The 21746-nt window shown below is 53.3% G+C and carries 31 protein-coding genes; all 31 read left to right on the top strand.

Annotated elements, in window-relative coordinates:
• Nucleotides 1-12: 12 nt before the first annotated feature.
• The 31 genes from FBQ85_04965 to FBQ85_04815 all read left to right on the top strand — a co-directional run bounded on the left by FBQ85_04965 (nucleotide 13) and on the right by FBQ85_04815 (nucleotide 21643).
• On the top strand, nucleotides 13-285 hold the full coding sequence (locus FBQ85_04965) for a GlsB/YeaQ/YmgE family stress response membrane protein (protein MDL1874510.1): 273 nt from the start codon (nucleotides 13-15) through the stop codon (nucleotides 283-285).
• Between the two features lie 181 nt (nucleotides 286-466).
• Nucleotides 467-916 carry a hypothetical protein gene (locus FBQ85_04960; protein MDL1874509.1) on the top strand — a complete coding sequence of 150 codons (450 nt, stop codon included), beginning with the start codon at nucleotides 467-469 and terminating at the stop codon, nucleotides 914-916.
• A 57-nt stretch (nucleotides 917-973) separates the two neighbouring features.
• Complete coding sequence (locus tag FBQ85_04955) at nucleotides 974-2050, top strand: hypothetical protein (GenBank protein ID MDL1874508.1); 1077 nt, start codon at nucleotides 974-976, stop codon at nucleotides 2048-2050.
• A 264-nt stretch (nucleotides 2051-2314) separates the two neighbouring features.
• Entirely contained in the window at nucleotides 2315-2980 is a 666-nt protein-coding gene (locus FBQ85_04950; GenBank protein MDL1874507.1) for a response regulator transcription factor, read from the top strand.
• A 328-nt stretch (nucleotides 2981-3308) separates the two neighbouring features.
• Nucleotides 3309-3701: a response regulator transcription factor gene (locus FBQ85_04945; GenBank protein ID MDL1874506.1), complete on the top strand. Its 393-nt coding sequence runs from the start codon at nucleotides 3309-3311 to the stop codon at nucleotides 3699-3701.
• A complete protein-coding gene (locus FBQ85_04940) occupies nucleotides 3698-3952 on the top strand; it encodes a DUF1508 domain-containing protein (protein ID MDL1874505.1) in 255 nt (84 codons plus the stop codon). The genes FBQ85_04945 and FBQ85_04940 overlap by 4 nt, the downstream gene beginning before the upstream one ends.
• 346 nt (nucleotides 3953-4298) lie before the next feature.
• Nucleotides 4299-4742 carry a PAS domain S-box protein gene (locus FBQ85_04935; GenBank protein ID MDL1874504.1) on the top strand — a complete coding sequence of 148 codons (444 nt, stop codon included), beginning with the start codon at nucleotides 4299-4301 and terminating at the stop codon, nucleotides 4740-4742.
• A complete protein-coding gene (locus FBQ85_04930) occupies nucleotides 4726-5769 on the top strand; it encodes a sensor domain-containing diguanylate cyclase (GenBank protein ID MDL1874503.1) in 1044 nt (347 codons plus the stop codon). Before FBQ85_04935 ends, FBQ85_04930 begins: the two co-directional genes overlap by 17 nt.
• A 42-nt stretch (nucleotides 5770-5811) precedes the next feature.
• On the top strand, nucleotides 5812-6015 hold the full coding sequence (locus FBQ85_04925) for a dodecin domain-containing protein (protein ID MDL1874502.1): 204 nt from the start codon (nucleotides 5812-5814) through the stop codon (nucleotides 6013-6015).
• 332 nt (nucleotides 6016-6347) lie between these two features.
• The gene (locus FBQ85_04920) at nucleotides 6348-6587 is read left to right on the top strand and encodes a DUF4332 domain-containing protein (GenBank protein ID MDL1874501.1); all 240 of its coding nucleotides are present in this window, start codon (nucleotides 6348-6350) and stop codon (nucleotides 6585-6587) included.
• Nucleotides 6588-6667: 80 nt separating this feature from the next.
• Nucleotides 6668-7336, top strand: a complete 669-nt coding sequence (locus FBQ85_04915) for an OmpA family protein (GenBank protein MDL1874500.1) — start codon at nucleotides 6668-6670, stop codon at nucleotides 7334-7336.
• 56 nt (nucleotides 7337-7392) lie between these two features.
• A complete protein-coding gene (locus FBQ85_04910; GenBank protein ID MDL1874499.1) occupies nucleotides 7393-7770 on the top strand; it encodes a peptidoglycan-binding protein in 378 nt (125 codons plus the stop codon).
• A 32-nt stretch (nucleotides 7771-7802) separates the two neighbouring features.
• Entirely contained in the window at nucleotides 7803-8213 is a 411-nt protein-coding gene (locus FBQ85_04905; GenBank protein ID MDL1874498.1) for a hypothetical protein, read from the top strand.
• Nucleotides 8214-8521: 308 nt separating this feature from the next.
• Nucleotides 8522-8809 (top strand): hypothetical protein, encoded by a 288-nt coding sequence (locus FBQ85_04900; protein MDL1874497.1) that lies wholly within the window; start codon nucleotides 8522-8524, stop codon nucleotides 8807-8809.
• Nucleotides 8810-9221: 412 nt separating this feature from the next.
• Nucleotides 9222-9371, top strand: coding sequence for a lmo0937 family membrane protein (locus FBQ85_04895; GenBank protein ID MDL1874496.1), 150 nt, complete (start codon nucleotides 9222-9224; stop codon nucleotides 9369-9371).
• Between the two features lie 45 nt (nucleotides 9372-9416).
• The gene (locus tag FBQ85_04890) at nucleotides 9417-9638 is read left to right on the top strand and encodes a DUF3185 domain-containing protein (GenBank protein MDL1874495.1); all 222 of its coding nucleotides are present in this window, start codon (nucleotides 9417-9419) and stop codon (nucleotides 9636-9638) included.
• A 101-nt stretch (nucleotides 9639-9739) separates the two neighbouring features.
• Nucleotides 9740-11230, top strand: a complete 1491-nt coding sequence (locus tag FBQ85_04885; GenBank protein MDL1874494.1) for a hypothetical protein — start codon at nucleotides 9740-9742, stop codon at nucleotides 11228-11230.
• Between the two features lie 157 nt (nucleotides 11231-11387).
• Nucleotides 11388-11657, top strand: a complete 270-nt coding sequence (locus FBQ85_04880; GenBank protein ID MDL1874493.1) for a hypothetical protein — start codon at nucleotides 11388-11390, stop codon at nucleotides 11655-11657.
• 46 nt (nucleotides 11658-11703) lie between these two features.
• On the top strand, nucleotides 11704-12015 hold the full coding sequence (locus FBQ85_04875) for a hypothetical protein (protein MDL1874492.1): 312 nt from the start codon (nucleotides 11704-11706) through the stop codon (nucleotides 12013-12015).
• Nucleotides 12002-12880 (top strand): SPFH/Band 7/PHB domain protein, encoded by an 879-nt coding sequence (locus FBQ85_04870; GenBank protein ID MDL1874491.1) that lies wholly within the window; start codon nucleotides 12002-12004, stop codon nucleotides 12878-12880. The genes FBQ85_04875 and FBQ85_04870 overlap by 14 nt, the downstream gene beginning before the upstream one ends.
• A 17-nt stretch (nucleotides 12881-12897) precedes the next feature.
• The gene (locus tag FBQ85_04865) at nucleotides 12898-13926 is read left to right on the top strand and encodes a zinc-dependent alcohol dehydrogenase family protein (protein ID MDL1874490.1); all 1029 of its coding nucleotides are present in this window, start codon (nucleotides 12898-12900) and stop codon (nucleotides 13924-13926) included.
• Between the two features lie 13 nt (nucleotides 13927-13939).
• A complete protein-coding gene (locus tag FBQ85_04860; protein ID MDL1874489.1) occupies nucleotides 13940-14164 on the top strand; it encodes a DUF2007 domain-containing protein in 225 nt (74 codons plus the stop codon).
• A gap of 134 nt (nucleotides 14165-14298) precedes the next feature.
• Nucleotides 14299-15225, top strand: a complete 927-nt coding sequence (locus FBQ85_04855) for a J domain-containing protein (GenBank protein ID MDL1874488.1) — start codon at nucleotides 14299-14301, stop codon at nucleotides 15223-15225.
• 13 nt (nucleotides 15226-15238) lie between these two features.
• Nucleotides 15239-15610 carry a hypothetical protein gene (locus FBQ85_04850; protein MDL1874487.1) on the top strand — a complete coding sequence of 124 codons (372 nt, stop codon included), beginning with the start codon at nucleotides 15239-15241 and terminating at the stop codon, nucleotides 15608-15610.
• A 29-nt stretch (nucleotides 15611-15639) separates the two neighbouring features.
• Nucleotides 15640-16035, top strand: a complete 396-nt coding sequence (locus FBQ85_04845; GenBank protein ID MDL1874486.1) for a hypothetical protein — start codon at nucleotides 15640-15642, stop codon at nucleotides 16033-16035.
• Nucleotides 16019-16336, top strand: coding sequence for an HPF/RaiA family ribosome-associated protein (locus tag FBQ85_04840; protein ID MDL1874485.1), 318 nt, complete (start codon nucleotides 16019-16021; stop codon nucleotides 16334-16336). The genes FBQ85_04845 and FBQ85_04840 overlap by 17 nt, the downstream gene beginning before the upstream one ends.
• A gap of 161 nt (nucleotides 16337-16497) precedes the next feature.
• Complete coding sequence (locus tag FBQ85_04835) at nucleotides 16498-17652, top strand: AI-2E family transporter (protein ID MDL1874484.1); 1155 nt, start codon at nucleotides 16498-16500, stop codon at nucleotides 17650-17652.
• A 5-nt stretch (nucleotides 17653-17657) separates the two neighbouring features.
• Entirely contained in the window at nucleotides 17658-18425 is a 768-nt protein-coding gene (locus tag FBQ85_04830) for a hypothetical protein (GenBank protein ID MDL1874483.1), read from the top strand.
• On the top strand, nucleotides 18412-18891 hold the full coding sequence (gene bfr, locus FBQ85_04825) for a bacterioferritin (protein MDL1874482.1): 480 nt from the start codon (nucleotides 18412-18414) through the stop codon (nucleotides 18889-18891). The genes FBQ85_04830 and bfr overlap by 14 nt, the downstream gene beginning before the upstream one ends.
• A gap of 108 nt (nucleotides 18892-18999) precedes the next feature.
• Nucleotides 19000-20043 carry a DUF389 domain-containing protein gene (locus tag FBQ85_04820; protein ID MDL1874481.1) on the top strand — a complete coding sequence of 348 codons (1044 nt, stop codon included), beginning with the start codon at nucleotides 19000-19002 and terminating at the stop codon, nucleotides 20041-20043.
• A 91-nt stretch (nucleotides 20044-20134) separates the two neighbouring features.
• Nucleotides 20135-21643 carry a peptidase M48 gene (locus tag FBQ85_04815; GenBank protein MDL1874480.1) on the top strand — a complete coding sequence of 503 codons (1509 nt, stop codon included), beginning with the start codon at nucleotides 20135-20137 and terminating at the stop codon, nucleotides 21641-21643.
• Nucleotides 21644-21746: the final 103 nt, after the last annotated feature.

The following is a 21746-nucleotide window of genomic DNA, read 5'->3' as shown; positions in this document are numbered from 1 at the left end:
AGGAGAAAATTCATGACAGCTTTTCTGGTTTACCTCGTCGTTGGCGGCATCATTGGTTGGATTGCCAGCATCGTCATGCACACCAATGGGCAGCAGGGCGTCCTGCTTAACATCGTCGTGGGCATTGTCGGCGCTTTCATTGCCGGCTACGTGTTGACACCGCTGTTCGGCATTTCGACCATCGGTCAGGGCAATTATGGTCTGCCGGCTATCCTGGTTTCGCTTTTTGGCGCCATCATCCTGCTCGCCGTCGTTAACATGCTTCGGCGCGGCACGGTACGCTAACCAAGTCAGGTAAAAAGCCGGACTCAGGGCCTGCGGCAATGTCTAAAGTCGCGCGAATGCAGGGTAAGGAAATCGTAGACGTTAAGGATGACGACGCCGTCCGAGAGCCGGATTCTTTTGCGAAAAAGACGAAGGCGCTCGGACTGTTTTTTAACTATCATCATTTCAAAAGGAGTTTATCATGTCAAGATTGAAGCGAAATCTCGCAGCACTCTGTTGTCTACTCATCGCTCTGCCGGTGCTGGCGCAGGACGGCGCGACCAAAGCGGAAAATAAACTGAAGGAACATTTCAACGGCGTTGCGCTTCAGGTAAAGAAGGAACATAATCCGGTCGAAAAGAGAGAAATCTTGAACCGGAGTTTTGAAAAAGTATTCAAAGCGGCTGATACCATTGAACGGATGCCGGCTTTCTCCTCCAGCGACCTGCAAGTGGTGGCCGAGCTGCGCAACCGGACTCAGGAAAAATTCAACGAGCTGAACGGGTTGAACAACTACCAGCAAGTCAGTGATGCTCAACTCGACCAGTTCGCCGATTATGTCGTCCAGGACATGGAGCAGGCCAGACCCGTCACGATTGTCACGACGACCACTGTGCTGATCATCATTATCCTCGTGCTGCTTCTGGTTTAATGGAAACTGGCAAAAAATGTACAACGTGCCTTGGGCCTGAACGCTGGAGGTATGAGCATGAAGCCAATGACTGCCGTTGCGTTGCTGTTCGTCTCGCTCGTTCTTATTTCGTGTCATCGAAATTACGGGGTCCGGCGAGACACGTCAGTCTCCGGGATCCATGAATCCGAAAGTAAGAGTACGCTCGTCTTTTTTATCCATGGCGACGGGAGCTACACCTATCACGACCAAAAAGGCAAACGGTTCGAAGCTGACAAGGTTATTCTGCAACAAGCTATTGCAGTTGCGGAAAGTAATGCCCACGCCGAGGTGTTCATCTTTCATCAAAAGCCGAAGAGAAAATGGCTGTTTCTCATCAAGCGGACGGACGGCTCATTTTACTATTTTCGCAACGGCGTGCAGTTGGCGAGCGGATCGTATCATCGCCGCACGCAGTTCTCCGAGCTGGACAGCGAAATTGAAATCTTCAAGACTTATCGTAACCCGGGCGCACAGGAAAGGGCGTCCGGATTTCTCTATTTTGGCCACTCCCTGTCGGAACTGAACCGGGAGACTTCACGCCAAAGTATGACCGCGCACGGACTCGCGCAGGGACTATCGTGCCTGGTATCCGAAGTCGATCCGAACCTGATGAAGTTCGATTTGGTGGTGCTCTCCGCTTGCTACAGCGGAACGCCGGGGATCGTGACCGAGCTTGCTCCCTATAGCCGCTATATACTGGCCTCCGCCGAGGATCTGCATCTGGCTTATTTAGATATTGAGCCGCTGCGCCGCTTTGGCGAGGTCGGATTTTCCGAAGTACATCGCTTTGCCAAAGAAATAGCCTCGCAGTCTTTTGCGCGACTCAAAGAGTGGACCCAAACATCGATTGCGCTTGCCGTTTACGATACCGATAAACTTGCGCCCTTACTGCAAGAGGCGCTAGGCCGTCGACCCGTTGGCTTGGCGCGTCAATCCCAAAACTCCCCTCAGCCGGCGCCGCCAAAATATTGCGATTGTTTGGATATATCGTCCGCCGCTGCAGAAATGCCCTCTTCCGGCGTGGAGGTCTATTATCAGCCGCCGCGCTTTGGCCGTTTGAAAAACAAAACGAAACACTCGGGCTGGGCTTGTTGGGAAGTGACAAACAAATAAGCGCGAACGAATCTACCAGCACACCGTTTGATGTCAGACGCACTAGGCCTGCAATCGTTAGATTACAGGCCTTGCAAATTTGGGGTCCTTTATTTTCACATTGCAATTTGCATCAGGCTTTTTATTATTGTGATACTCTATTTCTAATCTCCGATAATCATGACCAGAACTGTTAAATCGTTTCAGTATGCAGGCAACTCTGGCTTTAGGCTTAGAAAGAATAGCCGGCGCATACTGTATTACCCCCCAGGAAGATGACTTTGTATGAATGAACCCATTCGCGTGTTCATTGCGGACGACAATCGCTTGCTCCGGGAAGGCCTGGTTGCCATGCTGGCGGAGCAAGAGGGGATCGTCGTGATCGGCGGGGCGGCAAGCGGCCGCAAAGCCATCGAAGAAATCAAAGACCTGAACCCGGAAGTGGCGCTGATTGACATTGGCATGCCGTCCAAGGACGGAATCGAAGTGACGCAAACGTTGCATCGCGACATGCCGGAAGTCAAAGTGATCATCCTCGGCATGTGTGATTTGGCCGCTGAAATCATGACGAGTATTGAAGCCGGGGCCGCCGGCTATGTTTTGAAAGAAGCTTCATTTGACACGCTGGTCGAAACTATACGCGCGGTCCATCGCGGTGAATCGTTCAGCTCGCCGCAGGTGACGGCCTCGCTGTTCTCGCGCATCGCGGAGCTGACCGGCGAACGCGTGCTGAAAATACCGCTCAGCTCTGTTAAACTGACGCCGCGCGAGGTGGAAATTATAAAGCAAATTGCCGAAGGGTTGTCCAACAAGGCAATCGCCCAACAGCTCTCCATCCAAACGCAGACGGTGAAGAATCACATCCACAATATTCTCGACAAGCTGCAATTGCACAACCGTCTCCAAGCGGTGGAATATGCGCGCGAAAGAAAATTGCTGAAAGAGAAGTAGCGATACTGACCACTCATATGGCAACCGCCCGTTTCTGAGATTGCCGCCCATACAACTTCTGTAGCAATAGTACCAAAATTTCCCCGCCCAGAGTACCAGTACTTTCCCCTCCAAGAATTCGCTCAGGTCTATTTCAAAATAGTCCCGCTGCTAGACCATTTTTGAACCCTTAGGTCTATGGTTTATCGGCTTTAACATGTCGATATTGCCCACGTTGATTTAACATCTAAACTCATCGTCTGGACGCCGGTTGCTTATGTTGATCATGGTTTTTGCACCCTGCAACGGTTGGGCTAGCGTAACCTGGCGGTTATTCAGGAAGATAACAATGCACTCAAAAATTAAAGTGCTCTTGGCGAGCCGGCCCAAGCTGCTCTCGGAAGTGATCCGATACCTGGTGTCGCGCCAACCGGATATGGAAGTGGTTAGCGAAGTGCTTGATCCCCTTGAGCTCTTGCTTGCCGTCAAGGCCACCAACGCGGACGTGGTCATTGTCACGCCGCTCCCCGCGAACGGGGAACCGCATATCTGCACCCAGTTGCTGGCAGCGTATGCGCAATTAAAAATCGTGACGCAGTCGGCAAAAGGTGAAGCTGCTTATTTGTACCAAACCGGCTCACCAAAGCAGTGCATCGACGAGCCTTCCGAGCAGTTGATTCTTGGTGCCATCCGGAAGTCTTTGCAGGATAAAAAGCAAACCACGGGCGACGGCAACGAATAACCTGCGACCATGTTGCCAGGCGCTTTGGGTTGGCCATTTCAGCCGCAAAACTGAATGCCCCCATCGATCAACAGTATCATCGGCGTACAGATGCTCAGGGCAAGCCGTACTTTGTGCTGAAAGCAAAGAACGGCGAAATCATCGGCAAGAGTGAATCGTACTCCTCGACGGCCGCGATGGAAAGGGGTATTCAGTCGGTCATGTCGAATGCTCCTTTGGCTGCGATCGAGCAGGTCAACCAGCCGGAATGAATGGACAAGCCGGAATCCCCAAAAGCTGCGCGCAAAAGCGCTCAGACGCAAACACCCATGCTTTTTGGAGTGTGATGATGCCTTATAAAACGAGACCCCAACTCACAAGAGAGAATGCCACCTTGCGAGCGCGCTTGGCCAAACTGGAGGACGGTTGGCCGGCCAGCCCGCCGGCAGAGGGGCTCTGCTTGAGAGTGGCACGATCGCGCCCAAGCACGCAGAAGAGTTACTTCAAAACAGGCTGGAACACCGCGCGACAGCTCAGCACATCTCTCCGGTGGGCGTTTGGGATTCGAACATTCAGGAACAGGCACATCACACAACAACAAATGGTAAGCTGGCTAATATGGCGGGCTTGGTGCAAGAATTCACGGAGCGCAAGCAAATCGAGGAGGCGCTGAAGGCTTCCGAAGTTCGCTACCGGCGGCTCTTCGAGACGGCGAAAGACGGCATCATCATTCTGGAGGCGGATACCGGACAGTTAATCGACGTCAACCCATTTCTGGAAGATATGCTGGGTTATTCTCACGAGGAATTGCTAGGCAAGACGCTCTGGGAAATCGGCGCCTTCAAGGATATCGCCGCCAACCAGGCCGCTTTTCGGCAATTGCAAAGCCAGGAGTATATTCGCTACGACAATCTACCGCTGGAAACCAAGGGACAGCAGAGCCGGCAGGTGGAGTTTGTGAGCAACGTCTATTGGGTCGATGGCAGAAAAGTGATTCAATGCAACATTCGCGACATCACCGCACGCAAGCGCGCGCGAGAAGAGCTTGCGGAAGGCCAATGACGACCTTTTGGCCTTGGTGACGGAATTGCAGAAGCGCGACAGTGAAATGAAGTTGCTCAACCGCATGAATGATCTGCTGCAGACATGCACGACACAGGAAGAGGCCTATCAGGTGATTGCCCTGATGGCAGGTGAACTATTCGTCGGGCAAAGCGGGTGTCTGGCGATCTTGCATGCCTGGGATCAATACCTTGAGATCGTCGCGCGCTGGGGCGAGGAGGCGACGGTGGAGTCCATCTTCGCATTGGAAGATTGTTGGGCGATGCGGCGCGGTCAACCTCATGTCGTCGTGAATCCGGCGGCGGGTTTGCTGTGCCGTCATTTTGTCCATCAACCGGTTTCGGGCTACTGCTGTGTGCCGTTGACCGTACAAGGCGAAACCCTGGGGCTGTTGTGTCTCGTCGGTGTTGCCGTCAGGACGGGCGAGCATCAGATGAGCCAGCAACAACTGGTCGTAACGGTGGGCGAAGCGGTCAAGCTGTCTTTGTCCAACTTGAGACTGCGAGAAAAACTGCGCGAACAGGCAATCCATGATCCGCTGACCGGCCTTTTCAACCGGCGCTACTTGGAGGAAACTCTGCCGCGCGAGCTGCATCATGCCCGGCGCGGGAATTCCTCCTTGTGCCTCGCGATGCTCGACCTCGATCACTTCAAGCCATTCAACGATACTTTTGGGCACGAGGCCGGCGATTTGCTATTACGTGAGCTGGCGCAGGTGCTGCGGGAGAAGCTGCGCCAGAGCGACATGGTGTGCCGCTATGGCGGCGAGGAGTTTGTGCTGGTTCTGCCCGATTCCTCGCTGGCCAACGCCTGGCAGCGTGTGGAGCAGATTCGCGTGCTGGTTAGGGAATTGCAGATTCGGCATAGCGAGCAACTGCTGGGGAGGATGACCGTGTCGGTCGGCATCGCGAAGGCGCATGACCACGGCTCCACCACACGTGAATTACTGCGCGCGGCTGACGAGGCCTTGTATGCCGCTAAGCAGGCCGGGCGTGACCGCGTCGTGGTCTACGAAATGAGAAACTAACCGGAGTAAAGTCAAAACACCTTTAGCTAAAGGAGAAGAACCATGTCTGTCGCTCGAGTAACTGAAATCACCGCGACCTCTGCCAAAAGTTTTGAGGATGCCATTCAAATGGGAATCGCGCGAGCCAACAAGACTTTGCAGAACGTCAAAGGCGCCTGGATCAAGGACCACAAGGTGGTGGTCGAAAACGGCAAGATCAGCGCATTTCGCATTGTGATGAAGGTCACGTTCGTTCTCAATGACTGAGCAGGAAGCCGGAATCGGGTTGTTCCCTACGGCCGGCGGTGGGCTCAGCAATGGCCTTCCGGGAATGCCGTTCTCAGCGTTCTTGCATTGCACGGCTTCGCGCGCCAGATCGCATGGATGGTTTGAAGAATGGCTCTGACGAGGCATTTGTCACCGGAGCCGCCGGCTTAATTTCTCCTCGACCGAACAACCGGAAACTATTTGTCCGCTCCACCGGCGTAAGCAGGAACACGAATTCGGTGGAGGCCAGGAAGGGCTCAAGGACGAGCCGTTCCCGTCGCGAGATCAGAAAGGACTAAAGTCAAAAAACCTCTTTGGCTAGCGGGAGGAGAATGATCATGTCGAAAGAGCCGCATCACGAGTTGCTCAATCTGGGTCTTGGGAAGCGGTATGCTGAGTTGCTGAAGGCGACAGGAGTCGCCAGTGTGCCGGAATTGGCCGAGCGGCATCCGGAGAATCTGCATCTGTGCTTGGTTGTGACCAATGAAGAAAAAAAACTGGTGCGCAAACTGCCAACCCTGTCAAAAGTCGCGGCGCGGGTGGAACAAGCCCGAAATTCTCTGACAGCATGATAGGGTTGGACAAAGCGCGGAAATTGTTACCTCCCGAAGTATTTTCACAAAGGATGCTATTTTTAAAAGGAGTACACCTCATGAGAAAAACAGTACGGATGTTGTTGGGCGCAGCCTTGCTGGTCACCAGCATGGGTTGCGGCTTGAGTAACAAAGCCAAAGGCGGGGCGATCGGCGCGGGCGCGGGCGGTGTTGCCGGCGGCCTGATCGGACGCGCCGCCGGGAACACGGCGCTGGGCGCGATCATTGGGGCCGCGGTCGGCGGAACCGCCGGCGTCATCATCGGCAATCACATGGATAAGCAAGCCGAAGAGATGAGAAAAGACCTCGAGAATGCAAAAATCGAACGCGTCGGCGAGGGCATCAAGATCACGTTCGACTCCGGTATTCTCTTCGAGACCAATTCCTCCAATTTGCAATCGGTGGCGCGAGCGAACATCGAGAGTTTGGTGAAGATCCTGAACAAATATCCGGACACCAACATTTTCATCGAGGGAGATACCGACAGCGAAGGCACGGACGAATATAACCAAAAATTGTCGGAACGCCGTGCGCAAGCGGTTGCCGACTATCAAAGGGGCCTCGGTATAGACGGCGCCAGGATTTCGACGGTGGGCCTGGGTGAGTCAAACCCGATTGCTTCAAACGATACGGTTGACGGTCGCCAGCAAAACCGGCGCGTTGAAGTTGCCATTTTTGCGAACGACAAGCTGAAGGCGGCGGCGCAAGCGCAAGCCGGTACAGATTGAAATTGTTGCAGGGGCTTGAGCTCCTTGATGGATGCAGTTTCGACCGTTACTGCCTCATGAAAATACGAAACGCTGAATCGGGAGCTCAAGCACTTTCTTTTAACGCGAACCGTGATGCCGGAAACGCGGCAGCAAAAAATGCCGACAGCACAGTATTCGCGGCGAATGCACTAATCAACAAAAATGAAAAGCAGGAGACCAAAGCGATGCGAGACTTCCCCTCTTTCATAGAAATTATTTTGGCGCAAGGGGTTTTACAGCAATGTGGTTATTACCATAGCCCGTTAGATGGAAACTTGGGCAAATCCGCTCGCCAGGCGCTCAAGGGCTTTCAGAAAGACAATGGGCTTGCCGCTACCGGAGTTTTGGATGAAGAGCTTTTTCGCACGCTGCTGGCTTGGCAGGAAGCGAAGGCGTATGTCACAGATGCTTAGCCTGGAATCTGATGAACAAGGAGGTTGCAACGATGAAACCAATTCGGTTACTCGCCGCCGCGCCGGTTCTTTTGATCATGACTTGTTCTCTGTTCACTGTTTGCGGCGATCGTACACAGAAAGTCTCGGACGCAGATCTGCGTCGGGAAAAATATAAATTTGAAAGTGTGATGGCGGCAAAGTTGGTTGTATACCGCCGGTCATTGCATCAAATGAACGCGCGGGCCGAAAATGCTTCCTCGCAGTTCAAAGTGGGAACAGACCAACAGAGCGCAGAGCTGGAAAGACAGTTAGCAGCGGCAGAGAAAAATCTCACGGCGTTGGACGCCTCGAGCAAACAGGGCTGGATAGACATGAAACCCGGCCTGGAACATGCCTTCGATGACCTGGGGAAGTCCTTTGAACAAGCAACCGCACGATTCAACACTCCGCTGATGCACTGATTCGTCCTTATGCCCCGGTTGTGGCATTGCTGGAGCACCGGCCTTTGCGGCATCGTTAGCAACAAAAAATGAAACAATCAATTAGCAAAGCTTTTGCAGACCAGCCAGGATATTCTCCCCCAAATGCGGCAAAGTCGTTCCAGCCACGCCGAACAAGTGGAAATCATCGATTTTTATGAATGGTGCGCCGGAACATCTGCAGTTTGTGTTTGATAACGATTATATATTAACAGCAGGGGAAAATTAGTTTCGGCCGTACACTTTGAATTCTTCATTACAAAGGAGATGCAATGACTTTAACGACAAATATGACGCTGGTTGATTTTCTGTTGTTGTTGCTTGTTGCCGGCGTCTGCGGCGCCATTGGCCAGGCCATCTCGGGCTACTCACGCGGCGGCTTTCTGGTCGCCATCGTGCTGGGCTTCATTGGCGCGTTTATCGGTGTGTGGCTTGCAGCCAAGCTCGCGTTGCCAGAGCTTTATATGCTGCGTATCGGCGCGACGAGTTTTCCCATCATCTGGTCCATCATTGGCGCGACATTATTCGTAGCCGTGGTCGGCTTGATTAGCTCGCCGCGACGGCGAATTATCGAATAAGGTATGGCGATTGAAGCACCTGCCGGATTTTACGTCGCACCGGTTCCTCTCGCTTCTCATTGGAGTGGGCGGACACGAGTTGTCCTCCCAAGAAAGCAAATGCAACCGCCACGAGCAAACCTCGGGGAAGAGTTACCCATTCTGATGAAGCCCGGGAGTGACGGCTTGAAGAAAGTTATTGCATCGCCAATCCTGATACAACAACGTCGCGTTTGGGACTTTACCATGTTTTTTGTTGCTGTCATCCTATTGGGATTGTGAAGCTCCAGACTCACTATCGATTTGAGCCACATTCGCAATGCTTCACAAGATTCTTTCTGACAGTTAAATGATGTCAGTCATGACTCATCATTTCGTACTAATCTTCTAACCTCTAACATTCGGCGGCACAGTCGCCGTAAAGGAGTCGAATATGCTTTGGACCATCGCTTTGATTCTTGTGGGCCTGTGGCTGCTGGGATTTTTCGGCGGCTATGCGGCGGGTGGACTAATTCATGTGTTGCTGGTTATCGCCATCATCGTGGTGGTGTTCAGAGTCATTCAGGGACTTAAAGTGCTGTAGCCAGTTCCACGCAAAAGACTCTACAACATTTGGGAGATCAATCATATGAAACCGATCATGCTTATCGGGCTGGTTCTCATCGTGCTCGGCGCCGCGGTGCTCGTTTACCAGGGCTTCACGTACACCAGCCGTGAGAAGATTATTGACATTGGTCCTCTGCAAGCCAGCGCCGACACGCAAAAGACCATCCCGGTGCCTCCCCTCGTGGGCGGGTTGGCAATTGTCGGAGGATTTGTCATGGTTATCATGGGGAGCAGGAAGTCGTAGTTCATCGCGTCGCCCAACAACAGCAAGACGACCTGGCTTTTGATTCGTAGTGGGCGGCGTCACTTTTCATCGTTACACCTTCACAATTTTAGGAGACAGTCATGTTTCAGGAACAAAGATACTTCAAACGTGCTATTGTATTCGCCCTGGCGTGTCTCGCCATTTTATTTGTGGCATCTGTAGGCAGCCTGGCAGCGCAGCAGGAAGTAAAAGCGGTGCTGTTCAAGGAAGCCAACACGGCGCTGCAAGCAGCGAAAAAAGTCAATGCCGAGGTTCTTGCGCCCAGGAATTTCGGCGAGGCCATGAAACACTATCAAGAGGCTGAGGCGGATCTGCAACAGGGCAAAAACCTGGATAACATTCGCACGAAGCTGCGCGCCTCGAGCACGGCTTTCCAAAAGGCCATAGACGCCACTAGGCTGGCCGAGGTCACCTTCACGAATTCGATAAAAGCGCGTAAGGATGCGCAATTTACCGAGTCCTCCAAATTTGCTATGCCGCTTTGGACCGAAGCGGAAAAGAAATTCAACGAAGCGACCGGTATCCTCGAGACTGGGAACGTCAATGACGCGCGGAAGAAAGCAAATGAAGCCGAGAAACTCTACCGTCAAGCCGAGCTAGACGCCATTAAAACCAACTACCTGCAAGAAACCTGGGCGCTGTTGAAGCAGGCGGAGCAGATTAAGGTCAAAGACCACGCCCCCAAAACCCTGCTCCATGCCCAGCAGCTCGCCCAGCAGGCTGAAAAAGAATTGACGGAAAAGCGATACGATACCGACGTGGCGCGCAGCCTGGCGCGGCAAGCGAAACAGCAAACCAAGCACGCCATCTATCTCGCCAATACCATCAAGCAGATGCAGGGCGAGAAGCAAACCTGGGAAGACTTGATGTTGGCCGCAGAAGAACCTTTGCAGCAGATTGCCGAGGAAACGGATCTGGCCGCTTCGTTCGACTCCGGCTTTGGCAAAACGACCAACGAAATCATTACATACGTCACCACTTACCAGGATAGTGTCGATCGTTTGAGCCGGGATTTGGACTGGTACCAACAGGAAAGCGAGCTGCAGGAAGCACGGATTGCCGAACTGGAGCAACAGTCTGGGAGCCAAGCGAAAGAAAAATCGGCGTTGGCGCAACAACTCGACATGCAAGCTAAAACACGAGGGGTGTTTGCCAAAGTGGAGCGGTCATTCCGTCGTGATGAAGCCAGAGTTCTGCGCGAAGGCAACGATGTCATTATCCGCCTGGTGGGCTTGAATTTTCCCAGCGCCAAGGCGACTATCGAACCGCAATCTTATGTCTTGCTGACCAAAGTGCGCGATGCCATCAATGCTTTCCCGGAATCTACTGTTTCCGTCCTGGGCCATACGGATTCGTACGGCAGCGATGAGAAGAATTTGCAGTTGTCAAATGAGCGCGCCGAAGCGGTCAAACAGTATCTTTTGGCCAACTCCAAGGTCGTCGCTTCCCGCATCGCAGCTTTCGGTTATGGCGAGAGCAAACCTATCGCCAGCAACGAGACCGCGGCAGGCCGCGATATTAACCGTCGCGTTGAGCTGATCATTCATCTTGGCGCCGGCGGCCCCAATTAGGTTTCTGCTCGGCTCAGGAAAGCCAGGTAGTCGTGACCTCGCTGGAGGTGCTGATACCATCTCCGTATTTTTAGTGGAAGGTTGAGTAATGGGTTCCGTTTCGGGCGCTCGAGACGGAACCCGATTCCTTGACCACATCGCTCAAAGGAGATCTGCTATGAGTAGAAAAAAACAGTTTAGCCGCGATGAGGCAAAGCAAATTGGCCAGGCCTTGGGCCTCGATTGGAATAAAATTGACGCCGAGCAATTTCGCAAGGGGCTCGAAGTGGAACTTGAACACGGCGCGAGAACGCCGGATACCAACGTTACCAATGATGATACTCTTCTCACCGGCAAGATCGCACTGGCCCACCTCAAGGAGTTTCCGGATTACTACACCCGGCTTGCGAGGATGGAAAAAGAGGCCGAGATGTTTTGGAAAAAATAATAGAGATGGGGGCGTGTCAAAAGTTTTGTGCGATAAGGAGTACATGATGAATTATCCGAAATTAGACGCCGCGCTGGCGGCGGCAGTAGATGAAAGCAAGAGCGCCGAAGAACCGCTGCTAGCGGTTTACATTTATACCGCCAAATCGCGGGATGAATCTGCCACGGTTTTTCTCAATGGCCTCGGCGTTAGAGTCTATTCGAAAAATCAGGACACGTTTACCGCCACGGTCTCGCCGCACACGGTCAAAAAATTATCACAGCAGCCCTGGGTGCGCTATGTCAAGCTCTCCCCCAAGCTGCACAGTTCAATTAAGAAGGAGAAGCTCTATGCAAGGCAATACCATGATCTGGCTTGAGATTTTAGGCGGGGTCGCAGTTTTTATATTTTTACTGGGCATCCGCATCGTCCGGCCGACGCACCGGGGACTGGTCGAACGCCTGGGGAAATATCATCATTTCGCCAATCCCGGTTTTCACTGGATTATCCCGGTTATTGACAAGCTGTATCAAGTCAATATCACGGAACAATTGGTCAACGCAGACCCGCAGGAAATCATCACCAATGACAACCTCAACGCCATGGTTGATGCGCAGATTTATTACAAAGTCAAAGCGGACGAAGTCAGCGTCAAGAACTCGCAATACAATGTCAACGATGTCAATTTTCAGATCGTCAATCTTTCCCGCAGCACGCTGAGGAACATTATCGGGACAATGTCGCTCAAATCCGCCAACAGCGAGCGCGGACGAATCAACAACGATCTGCATGAGATCCTCATCAAAGAGACCACGCATTGGGGCATTGACATTGTGCGGGCGGAGTTGAAGCAAATCGATCCGCCCAAAGACGTGCAGGATACCATGAACAAAATCGTGAAAGCCGAGAATGAGAAGATCGCCGCTATCGACTTTGCCACCGCCGCGGAGACTACGGCAGACGGCGTAAAACGCGCAGCGATCAAGCAGGCCGAAGGCGTTAGACAAGCGCGCATCCTGCAAGCGCAGGGCGAGGCGGAAGCGATTCAACTCGTCAATGAAGCGGCCGACAAGTATTTCGTCGGGAATTCCCAACTATTGAAAAGGCTGGAAACCGCGCAATACGCCCTGCAGAATAATGCGAAGATCATCGTGCCGGCCGGCCAACAACTGGTCAACGTCATCGGTGATCTGGCCGGCATAACGCCGCACAATGGAAAACTGAACAGTGGCACGCACCAATAAAAATAGAGGACATTTTTATGAAAGCATTAGTTTATCACGGACCAGGCAAACGCGCTTGGGAAGAAAAACCGAAGCCTGCGAGACGGGAAGCGACGGATGCAATCGTCAGGATCACGAAAACGACCATTTGCGGAACGGATCTCCACATTATGAAAGGAGATGTTCCCGATGTTCCGGACGGACTCACGCTGGGTCACGAAGGCGTCGGCATCATTACAGAAGTCGGCGCCGGCGCGGCGAATTTCAAAGCCGGAGATCGGGTGCTGATCTCATGCATCACCTCCTGCGGCAAGTGTGCGGCGTGCAAGAAAGGCATGTATTCGCATTGCGAAAGCGGCGGCTGGATTCTTGGCCATCTCATCGACGGCACGCAGGCAGAATATGTTCGGATACCGCATGCCGACACCAGTCTGCATCATATTCCGGACGGCGCCGATGAAGAAGCGCTCGTCATGTTAAGCGATATTTTGCCGACCGGCTTTGAATGCGGCGTGCTCAACGGCCAGGTCAAACCCGGCGATACGGTCGCCATCGTTGGCGCGGGACCAATTGGACTTGCCACGCTGCTCACGGCGCAATTTTATTCACCCGCTGAGATCATTATGGTCGATACTGATGACAATCGCCTTAACGTTGCGAAGACTTTCGGCGCAACGCAGTTGGTGCAGAGTAATGCCGTTGCAGAGATCATGAAACTCACAGAAGGGAAAGGTGTGGATGTTGCCGTTGAAGCTGTCGGCATACCTGCCACGTTCGATATCTGCCAGGCTATCGTGGCGGCGGGCGGCCACATCGCCAATGTCGGCGTGCATGGCAAGCCCGTCCAGTTGAATTTGGATCAACTTTGGGCGCACAATATTACCCTCACCACTCGTTTGGTGGATACCGTGACCACGCCCATGTTGCTGAAGACGGTTCGCTCCGGCAAGCTGCAACCCCGGAGATTGATCACGCATCACTTCGCGCTCAACGAGATCATGAAGGCATACGACACGTTTGGCAATGCCGCCAGGGAAAAAGCGCTGAAGGTTATTCTCACGAATTAAACGAGGTGAGTGTATGAGACAAAAGCAAGTGGTCGTGGGCAAATTTGACAATGCGTTTGAGGCTGAAATTGCCAAAGGACATCTCGCCGCGGCAGGCATTGACGCGAGCATACTCAAAGATGATGGCGGCGGGATGTTTCCGTCGTTGCAGCAAACGGCAGGCGTGCAATTGGTGGTTGCTGAAACGCAAGAAAAGGAAGCCAGGGCGATCCTTCAGGAAAAAAGTATTTTGACTTGATCTCTGGAAAAACGAATTGTTGCGCCCGGCGCAAGTGCGAGTCGCCGGAGAGCATGGCAAATCTCCGGCAAGCTGAGATTATAGGTAACCTGTTACGTTGCCGCGCTGGAGAATGAACCCGAGACGGCAAGACGATGACCTACAAAGATTATTACAAGGCTCTCGGCGTTGGTGAGGCGGCCACGCCAGATGAAATCAAGAAAGCATATCGCAAGCTGGCCTTCAAGTATCATCCCGATAAAACCAAGGGGGATCGGGCAGCCGAAGAAAAATTCAAGGATATCAATGAGGCCAACGAAGTTCTCAGCGATCCGGCGAAACGGAAAAAATACGACCAGGTTGGCGCCGAGTGGAAGCATTACCAGCAAGCCGGTGCGCCGTCGGCAGGATTTGATTGGTCGAAGTATGCCAGCGACCGCAGCGGACAAGCATACCGCATGCGCCCGGAAGAATTCGATGCCATGTTTGGCGGCGGGGATACCGGAGATCTCTTTGAGCTGCTGTTTGGACCGCGGAATGGCCAGCGGCGAGGCAGAAGGCGCGCGGCAGTCAAAGGCGAAGACCTCAATGCCGAGACCACGCTCGCGCTTGAAGAAGCGTATCAGGGCACGACGCGACTCATTCAACTCGATGACCAGACAATCCGGGTGACGATTAGGCCGGGCGCCGCAGACCAGCAGGTGTTGAGAGTCGCAGGCAAGGGCGGCGCCGGATTGCACGGCGGCCCGAACGGCGATCTCTATCTCACCATCAAGATTGCACCGCATGCAGAATTTCAGCGCACGGGAAACGATCTCCACTGCGATTTCCCGGTCGAATTGTACACCGCGGTGCTGGGAGGAAAGGCTCAGGTCAAAACCCCGAAAGGCACGATCAAGGTCGACATCCCGAACGAAACAGCAAACGGTAAAGTGCTCATGCTCCGTGGTCTGGGCATGCCGATCTTTGGTTCGAGGAATGAATTTGGCAATTTGTTTGTGAAGATTGTCATCCAGATGCCGAAGCATCTCAGTGAACAGGAAATCGACTTGTTCAGGAAATTGGCAGCATTACGGAAATAAAAGGAAACTGGCTATGAAATCACCGTTAGTAAATTTTCGTCCCGCCAATGGCGGAACCTCGCTCGTTTCGCGTATGCTCTCGGTCTTCGTTCAACTTCTCGCGCTACTCACCCTCTTGACGATGGCGGGATGCGCCAAAAACCTCGGCCCCGGCACGGCCCAGGGAATCCTCGTCAAGTTCAACCCCGGCGCAGAAATAGCCCAAGTCAGCGCCATGGAATCCGAAGTAGGACTCCAACAGATCAAAGCCATTGCGGAACTGGATGTGCGCGTTTACAGGATTACTTCATCGAAAAGCATCAAAGAAGCCATCGCCATTTGTGAGAAGAAGCCGTTTGTCGCGTATGCGGAACCGAATTATCAGTATAAGGGCCTCAAAAATTGAGGAGGCCGGACCTCAAAGAAAGGAAAGTCATGAAACATACAGCTTTAACAGCAATTGCCGTAAGCCTTATGGGCTTATTTGTGGCCGCCTGCCAGCAGTACCAGCCGGAGGCGAAGCAGACGAATCAGCAGAAACAGATGCAAGTATCGGAGATGATACAGGATTCCTCCCTGGTGAACGCGATGATGGATAACATCGCCTCCAACAGCTACATGCGCATGAAGATGATGCAGAAGATGATGTATCACGCCAAAGCCGACAGCACGGGGATGATGCAGATGTGCAAGACGATGATGGATGACCAGGGGATGCGCGCCTCGTTGATGAAGATGATGGGAAGTGGAACGATGAAAGGGGACAGCATGATGCAGCACGGCAAGATGCAGAAAAAAGTGACGGAGAACAACGATGCAAATCCAAATTAACACCGATAGCAACATTGCAGGCCGCGAAAAGTTGGCGGCTCATTTCAAAGCCGTGGTGAAAGAGGCCCTGAGCCGGTTTAGCGCTCAGATCACCCGGGTTGAAGTCCACCTCAGCGACGAAAACAGCCGGAAGAAAAGCGGCCATGACGATAAACGTTGCATGCTCGAAGCCCGCCTCGAGGGTCTCCAACCCATCGCGGTCACGCACCAGGCGGCGACCCTGGACCAAGCCGTCGGCGGCGCCGCCGAGAAGTTGAAGAAATCTCTCGAGAACACCCTCGGGCGATTGCACGATCATTAGAGGCCCAGGGCTGAGGCACCAAAAGTATCATCGCAACAGATAGGACGAGCCGCAACCAAATTTTACCACGAAGGCACTAAGTCTTTTCTTGGTGTCTTGGTGGCCAGAGAACCTTTGTTTTTTTGCAACGATTCAATTTTAAAGAGACTAACTGTGTAACCATGGCTGAACAGATTAATTCTCACCGCGGCACGCGCTACCTCGTCATCGCCGCAGCGCTGGTGATCATCATCGCGGGCATCACGCAGGCCCGGTCGGTCGTAGTGCTGTTCCTCGTTTCAATTTTTTTCGCCATCCTCGGGGCTCCGCCGGTGCTTTGGCTCGAGCGGAAACGCCTTCCTTCTCTGGTCGCGGTTTTGCTCGTGATGGCGGGCATGATTACCATTCTGTTGATTGCCGGCGCGCTCGTGGGCGCGTCGCTCAACAGTTTTTCCAATAGCCTGCCTTTCTATCAGACGCGCATCCAGGAGCAACTCCTGGATTTCAAAACGCTGCTGGCAAGCAAGGGTATCGCCGTCACGGACAGAATTTTTCTTGACTATATTAATCCGGGCTCGGTGATGAGCCTGACTGCCGGTTTGCTCGCGGGATTGAGCGCCGTGCTTTCCAACATTGTCCTGATTCTGCTCACGGTCACCTTCATCCTGCTGGAAGTTTCGAGTTTCTCCGCCAAGCTCCGCGTCATTCTCGGTGATCCTCTGGCGCTCTTTCCCCACTACAAAAGATTCGTCGCGGATATCCAGCGTTACATGGTCATGAAGACGTTCATCAGTCTAAGCTCGGGAATCCTGATCGGCATTTGGCTGGCGCTCCTCGGCGTGGATTTTCCGGTGCTCTGGGGCTTCCTGGCCTTTTTGCTCAACTATGTGCCGAATCTCGGCTCCATTATCGCGGCCGTTCCTGCCATTCTTCTCGCCCTTATCGAATTCGGGATCGGCCGGGCCTTGCTCGCGACAGCCGGATACCTGGCCGTCAATATCATACTCGAAAATATGATGGAACCGCGGCTCATGGGGCGAAGGCTGGGCCTGTCCACGTTGGTGGTCTTTCTCTCGTTGATTTTTTGGGGCAGCCTGCTCGGTTTGCTCGGCATGGTTCTGAGCATACCTCTGACCATGATCCTGAAGCTGGCGTGCGAGAGCAATGAAAGCACACGATGGCTGGCGGTAATACTCGGGCCGGAACCGTCCCCTGAGAGCATTCCACCGGCGTCGAAAAAAGAAATTGGAACTGAACCAAATTTCACGGAGCCGAATGCCCCGCGTAGCTTGCCGTCTTCGGAATTGGTGTCGGATGGGCCCAACGTGAAAGGATGAGAATGATGAAAATGATGAGAAGCAAAATAAAAGAGAATATCTTTTTTAACTTCCTGAATGAGTATGTCCATAACTTTCGGGAGATCGGAAGCATCGGACCTGATTCCGCCGTTTGCGTCAATATTTTGTTGAAAGCCATTCCTTTCGAATCCGCGGAAGTAATTCTGGAGTACGGCTCTGGTAGTGGGGCCGTTACGATGGAGATTCTTAGGAGGAAAAAGCCGTGGAGTACCTTCATCTGCTTCGAAAAAAATAATACGTTCTACCACCAGCTTCGGAAAACCATAAGCGGGCGTAACGTCTTCGTTGTTCATGACGACGCGTTCAATTCCGCAGAAATTCTTTGGTCCCGATTTGGGATACCGAGCGGCAGCCTGGACTGTATCATCTCCACCCTCCCCTGCTCCTTGTTGAAATTCGACGAACTGCTCCAAAACGCAGTTCTGCCCCTGCTCAAAAAAGAGGGCATCTTCATTCAGTACATGTACACCGTATCCACGCTCAAAGGTTTCAGGCTGCAGCCTGTCCTGCGAAAATATTTCAGCCAGATCGATTCAGACTTCGTCTTTTTCAATCTCCCGCCGACGCTCATCTACACGTGCCGTGGCCGGGCGGATATGCGAGCCGGATCAATTATTTTGAACCGGCAGGCGAGAAGCGGCGAGCGAAGCCGGCTGAATCAAAACCACCTGATCGAAAATATCGTTGCGTCTGCGGAGAAGGCCGACAAACGAACACAGCCAACCAAAGAGGACAAACATGAAAGGCAATGACAAGTTACTCGCGTTGCTCAATCAGCTCTTAGCCGATGAGCTTACCGCCATTAATCAGTATATGGTGCACTCTGAGATGTGCGACAATTGGGGCTATGGCAAACTGCATCAGGCGATCGAGAAGCAAGCGCGAGACGAGATGCACCACGCCGAGTGGCTCATCCGGCGTATTATCTTTTTGGAAGGCATACCGGTCGCCTCCAAGCTCAACCCCATGAAAATCGGCCAGACCGTCTTGGAAATGGTGAGCAACGACCAGGACTCTGAACTCGCGGCAGTGCGCGCCTACAACGCCGCTATCAGCCTCGCCCACGAAGTTGCGGATCAATCCACCGTTGAGCTGTTGACCAATATCCTCAAAATGGAGGAAGGGCACGTCGATTGGGCGGAAATTCAGCGCGCGCAGATCGAGCAGATGGGTTTGGAGAATTATCTGACCAATCAGACGGAAGGCGCGGCAAGTTAATCCGCCGTCGACTTCGACAACAGTAAAATCGAGCGATGCTCCGCCCTGGCGTCACGCCGCTTATTATATGTCGGGCCGCGACGACCTGCGCGTAAATGTCCGGGCTTAATGAAAGATAGGAAAGAAGTCATGTCTGCTACAGGTTCACATAGCCAATGGCAGGAAACCGTACGTGAGAACATCCGCAAAGACGCGGCGTTCAGTAGTGCACATCTACTGATGAATGCCTTGGCCGCTACGATTGCCAGTTATGGATTATTTGCCAATAGCCCGGCTGTCGTCATCGGGGCCATGATAGTCGCCATGTTGCTGGGACCAATCGTAGGCACCTCATTGGCTTTGGTGGATAACGACACAAAGATTTTCCTGAATAGCCTTTTCACGCTCCTTGCGGGAACCGCCGCGGTTATCGTTACGGCGTTCATCATAGGTATTCTCCATCGAGGCATTCCCATTACCAACGAGATCATGGCGCGGACCGCCCCCAACTTCTTGGATCTAATGATTGCGCTGGCAGGCGGCGCGGCAGGCGCCTATGCGACTGTTTCTTTCCGGTTGAGTGTGGCCTTGGTGGGCGTTGCCATCGCCACAGCTTTGGTGCCACCGTTGTCTTCAGCGAGTATTTTGCTTGCTCGTGGAGAAGGCGGCCTGGCGCTTGGCGCCCTTGGGCTGGCCTTTGTCAATCTAATAGCCATCCAGTTTTCCTCGTCGGTAGTTCTGTGGCTCACCGGTTTTCGCCGAGTTACCCGTACCTCCGGGGAGCCTTTCGCAAAATTTGTAAAGCAGAATCTGATTAGCATTGCCATTCTAGTCGCACTGGGAGTCTCATTGTCAGTTAACTTTCGGCAGATTACTGTCAGGCAACTCTTCGAAACGAAAACCAGATTTACCCTGAAACAGGAAATCGATTCATCTTTGCGAAGCCGCTTGGTAGAGGTTCGCTTTGAGAAAACCCTGGGGAAAACCCTAGTGAGGGCCGTAATGCGCGGTCTAAATCCACCTTCCGCAGCACAGGTCGCGGCACTGGAAGATCAATTGCCGCCTCCTCCGGACGGCACGGCTGTGGCATTGCGGATACGCTTTGTACAGTTGATGATCATTGATCGAGACGGCCTGGTGAATACGGATGCGGAGTCGTGGAACGATGAATGACAAGAAATAAGTTCGTGCCGTGCTGTCGATTGCAGTTGCATTACCGTGTGGAATCAAACCACACGAGGTTGTTAATTGAAAGGAGTCTGTTATGAAATCACCATCAATAAACTCTCGTCCCACCGAGGGCGGGACTCCATTCGTTTCACGCATGCGCTCTGCCCTCGTTCAACCTCTCCTGCTCAGCGCGCTCGCCATCGTCGTGACGATGGCAGGATGCGCCCGAAACCTCGCCACCGGTGAGCGGCACTTGAATTTCACCAGCGAAAATCAAGAAGTCGCCATGGGGCAACAGGCCGATCAGGAGATCAGCGCTTCACTGGGTTTGTATGCCGACGCCGCGCTCCAGAAGTACGTTCAACAACTCGGAGCGAAACTCTCAGCGACCTCCGAGCGCCCGCAACTACCATGGACTTTCCGCGTGGTGGACGATCCGGTAGTGAATGCCTTCGCGCTCTCCGGCGGATTCATCTACGTCACGCGCGGCATCCTCGCGCATCTCAGCAACGAAGCCGAATTGGCCGGTGTGATGGGGCATGAGATCGGGCACGTCACGGCGCAGCATTCCGTCCATCACATGGCCACGCAGCAGCTTACCCAGCTTGGTCTTGGCATTGGAACGATTTTGAAACCCGAACTGCAGCGCTACGCCGAGATCGCCGGCGCGGGGCTTGGGCTCTTATTCCTCAAGTACAGCCGCGACGATGAAAGCCAGGCCGACGAGCTTGGAATTCGCTACATGACACGCACCCATCACGATCCCCATCAATTGAGCGAGGTCATGACGATGTTGGATCGTGTGGGCGGCGGCGACGAAGGCCGCGTGCCGGAATGGTTGGCAACGCATCCCAGTTCTGAAAACCGCCGTGAGCATATTGCTGAACTCATCAAGACGGCGCAGGCGACCAACGGCAGCGCCGTCATCAATCGGGAATCCTACCTGCGGCGGCTTGACGGCATGGTCTTCGGCCTGAATCCACGCGAAGGATTTTTCAAAGGCACGACGTTCTTTCAGCCGGATTTGAAATTTCGGTTTGACTTTCCCTCGGGATGGAAGACGGCGAATCAGAAACAGACCGTCCTGGCAGTGAGTCCGGAGCAGGATGCGATCATCCAAATTACGTTTTCAAGCAAAAAATCGACCGCCGAAGCGGCGAACGAGTTTTTTTCCCAAAGCGGATTAACCGCGCAGCGCGCCGGTTCCGGCAGCATCCACGGCTTGCGCACCTCCTCTGGTAGTTTCACGGCACAGACCGAACAGGGCGTTTTGCAGGGTTTTGCAGCGTTCGTTGAATATCATGGACGCGTCTATCAACTCTTGGGCTACACCAGCCAGCCGCGCTGGCGCACTTATGAATCTGGAATGACGCAAGCGATCAAGAGCTTCAATCGCCTGACCGATTCGAAAATGCTCTCGGTGCAGCCACAGCGTCTCAAAATCGTCACCATCAACCGCAACATGTCACTGACGGAGTTCAACCGGCAGTATCCTTCCGGCGCTGCGCTCGAGGTTCTCGCGCTCATCAATCAGGTCGAATCGAACGGGCAACTCCGCAGCGGCCAGCAAGTCAAACGTGTGGTTGGAGAAAAGTTTGAATAATTTGACTGTAGTTTGGCAAATTTTCATGTTCTTTTTCAAAAATTGGCTGAAAAGGCCAGCCAATCCTGAGGTATGGACAGACCTCACCACTGTCCCCGCCGCC

This window comes from Cytophagia bacterium CHB2 (genome assembly GCA_030263535.1).
Classification (GTDB): Bacteria; Zhuqueibacterota; Zhuqueibacteria; order Zhuqueibacterales; family Zhuqueibacteraceae; genus Coneutiohabitans.
The sequence above is the reverse complement of the archived record's forward strand: the minus strand, read 5'-3'. Positions and strand labels throughout refer to the sequence as shown.

Excerpts from the sequence above, each read along its gene's own strand:
- FBQ85_04965 (MDL1874510.1), top strand. The coding sequence starts at position 13 with ATGACAGCTTTTCTGGTTTACCTCGTCGTTGGCGGCATCATTGGTTGG.
- FBQ85_04960 (MDL1874509.1), top strand. The coding sequence starts at position 467 with ATGTCAAGATTGAAGCGAAATCTCGCAGCACTCTGTTGTCTACTCATC.
- FBQ85_04955 (MDL1874508.1), top strand. The coding sequence starts at position 974 with ATGAAGCCAATGACTGCCGTTGCGTTGCTGTTCGTCTCGCTCGTTCTT.
- FBQ85_04950 (MDL1874507.1), top strand. The coding sequence starts at position 2,315 with ATGAATGAACCCATTCGCGTGTTCATTGCGGACGACAATCGCTTGCTC.
- FBQ85_04945 (MDL1874506.1), top strand. The coding sequence starts at position 3,309 with ATGCACTCAAAAATTAAAGTGCTCTTGGCGAGCCGGCCCAAGCTGCTC.
- FBQ85_04935 (MDL1874504.1), top strand. The coding sequence starts at position 4,299 with ATGGCGGGCTTGGTGCAAGAATTCACGGAGCGCAAGCAAATCGAGGAG.
- FBQ85_04925 (MDL1874502.1), top strand. The coding sequence starts at position 5,812 with ATGTCTGTCGCTCGAGTAACTGAAATCACCGCGACCTCTGCCAAAAGT.
- FBQ85_04920 (MDL1874501.1), top strand. The coding sequence starts at position 6,348 with ATGATCATGTCGAAAGAGCCGCATCACGAGTTGCTCAATCTGGGTCTT.
- FBQ85_04915 (MDL1874500.1), top strand. The coding sequence starts at position 6,668 with ATGAGAAAAACAGTACGGATGTTGTTGGGCGCAGCCTTGCTGGTCACC.
- FBQ85_04910 (MDL1874499.1), top strand. The coding sequence starts at position 7,393 with ATGAAAATACGAAACGCTGAATCGGGAGCTCAAGCACTTTCTTTTAAC.
- FBQ85_04905 (MDL1874498.1), top strand. The coding sequence starts at position 7,803 with ATGAAACCAATTCGGTTACTCGCCGCCGCGCCGGTTCTTTTGATCATG.
- FBQ85_04900 (MDL1874497.1), top strand. The coding sequence starts at position 8,522 with ATGACGCTGGTTGATTTTCTGTTGTTGTTGCTTGTTGCCGGCGTCTGC.
- FBQ85_04895 (MDL1874496.1), top strand. The coding sequence starts at position 9,222 with ATGCTTTGGACCATCGCTTTGATTCTTGTGGGCCTGTGGCTGCTGGGA.
- FBQ85_04890 (MDL1874495.1), top strand. The coding sequence starts at position 9,417 with ATGAAACCGATCATGCTTATCGGGCTGGTTCTCATCGTGCTCGGCGCC.
- FBQ85_04885 (MDL1874494.1), top strand. The coding sequence starts at position 9,740 with ATGTTTCAGGAACAAAGATACTTCAAACGTGCTATTGTATTCGCCCTG.
- FBQ85_04880 (MDL1874493.1), top strand. The coding sequence starts at position 11,388 with ATGAGTAGAAAAAAACAGTTTAGCCGCGATGAGGCAAAGCAAATTGGC.
- FBQ85_04875 (MDL1874492.1), top strand. The coding sequence starts at position 11,704 with ATGAATTATCCGAAATTAGACGCCGCGCTGGCGGCGGCAGTAGATGAA.
- FBQ85_04870 (MDL1874491.1), top strand. The coding sequence starts at position 12,002 with ATGATCTGGCTTGAGATTTTAGGCGGGGTCGCAGTTTTTATATTTTTA.
- FBQ85_04865 (MDL1874490.1), top strand. The coding sequence starts at position 12,898 with ATGAAAGCATTAGTTTATCACGGACCAGGCAAACGCGCTTGGGAAGAA.
- FBQ85_04860 (MDL1874489.1), top strand. The coding sequence starts at position 13,940 with ATGAGACAAAAGCAAGTGGTCGTGGGCAAATTTGACAATGCGTTTGAG.
- FBQ85_04855 (MDL1874488.1), top strand. The coding sequence starts at position 14,299 with ATGACCTACAAAGATTATTACAAGGCTCTCGGCGTTGGTGAGGCGGCC.
- FBQ85_04850 (MDL1874487.1), top strand. The coding sequence starts at position 15,239 with ATGAAATCACCGTTAGTAAATTTTCGTCCCGCCAATGGCGGAACCTCG.
- FBQ85_04845 (MDL1874486.1), top strand. The coding sequence starts at position 15,640 with ATGAAACATACAGCTTTAACAGCAATTGCCGTAAGCCTTATGGGCTTA.
- FBQ85_04840 (MDL1874485.1), top strand. The coding sequence starts at position 16,019 with ATGCAAATCCAAATTAACACCGATAGCAACATTGCAGGCCGCGAAAAG.
- FBQ85_04835 (MDL1874484.1), top strand. The coding sequence starts at position 16,498 with ATGGCTGAACAGATTAATTCTCACCGCGGCACGCGCTACCTCGTCATC.
- FBQ85_04830 (MDL1874483.1), top strand. The coding sequence starts at position 17,658 with ATGAAAATGATGAGAAGCAAAATAAAAGAGAATATCTTTTTTAACTTC.
- bfr (MDL1874482.1), top strand. The coding sequence starts at position 18,412 with ATGAAAGGCAATGACAAGTTACTCGCGTTGCTCAATCAGCTCTTAGCC.
- FBQ85_04820 (MDL1874481.1), top strand. The coding sequence starts at position 19,000 with ATGAAAGATAGGAAAGAAGTCATGTCTGCTACAGGTTCACATAGCCAA.
- FBQ85_04815 (MDL1874480.1), top strand. The coding sequence starts at position 20,135 with ATGAAATCACCATCAATAAACTCTCGTCCCACCGAGGGCGGGACTCCA.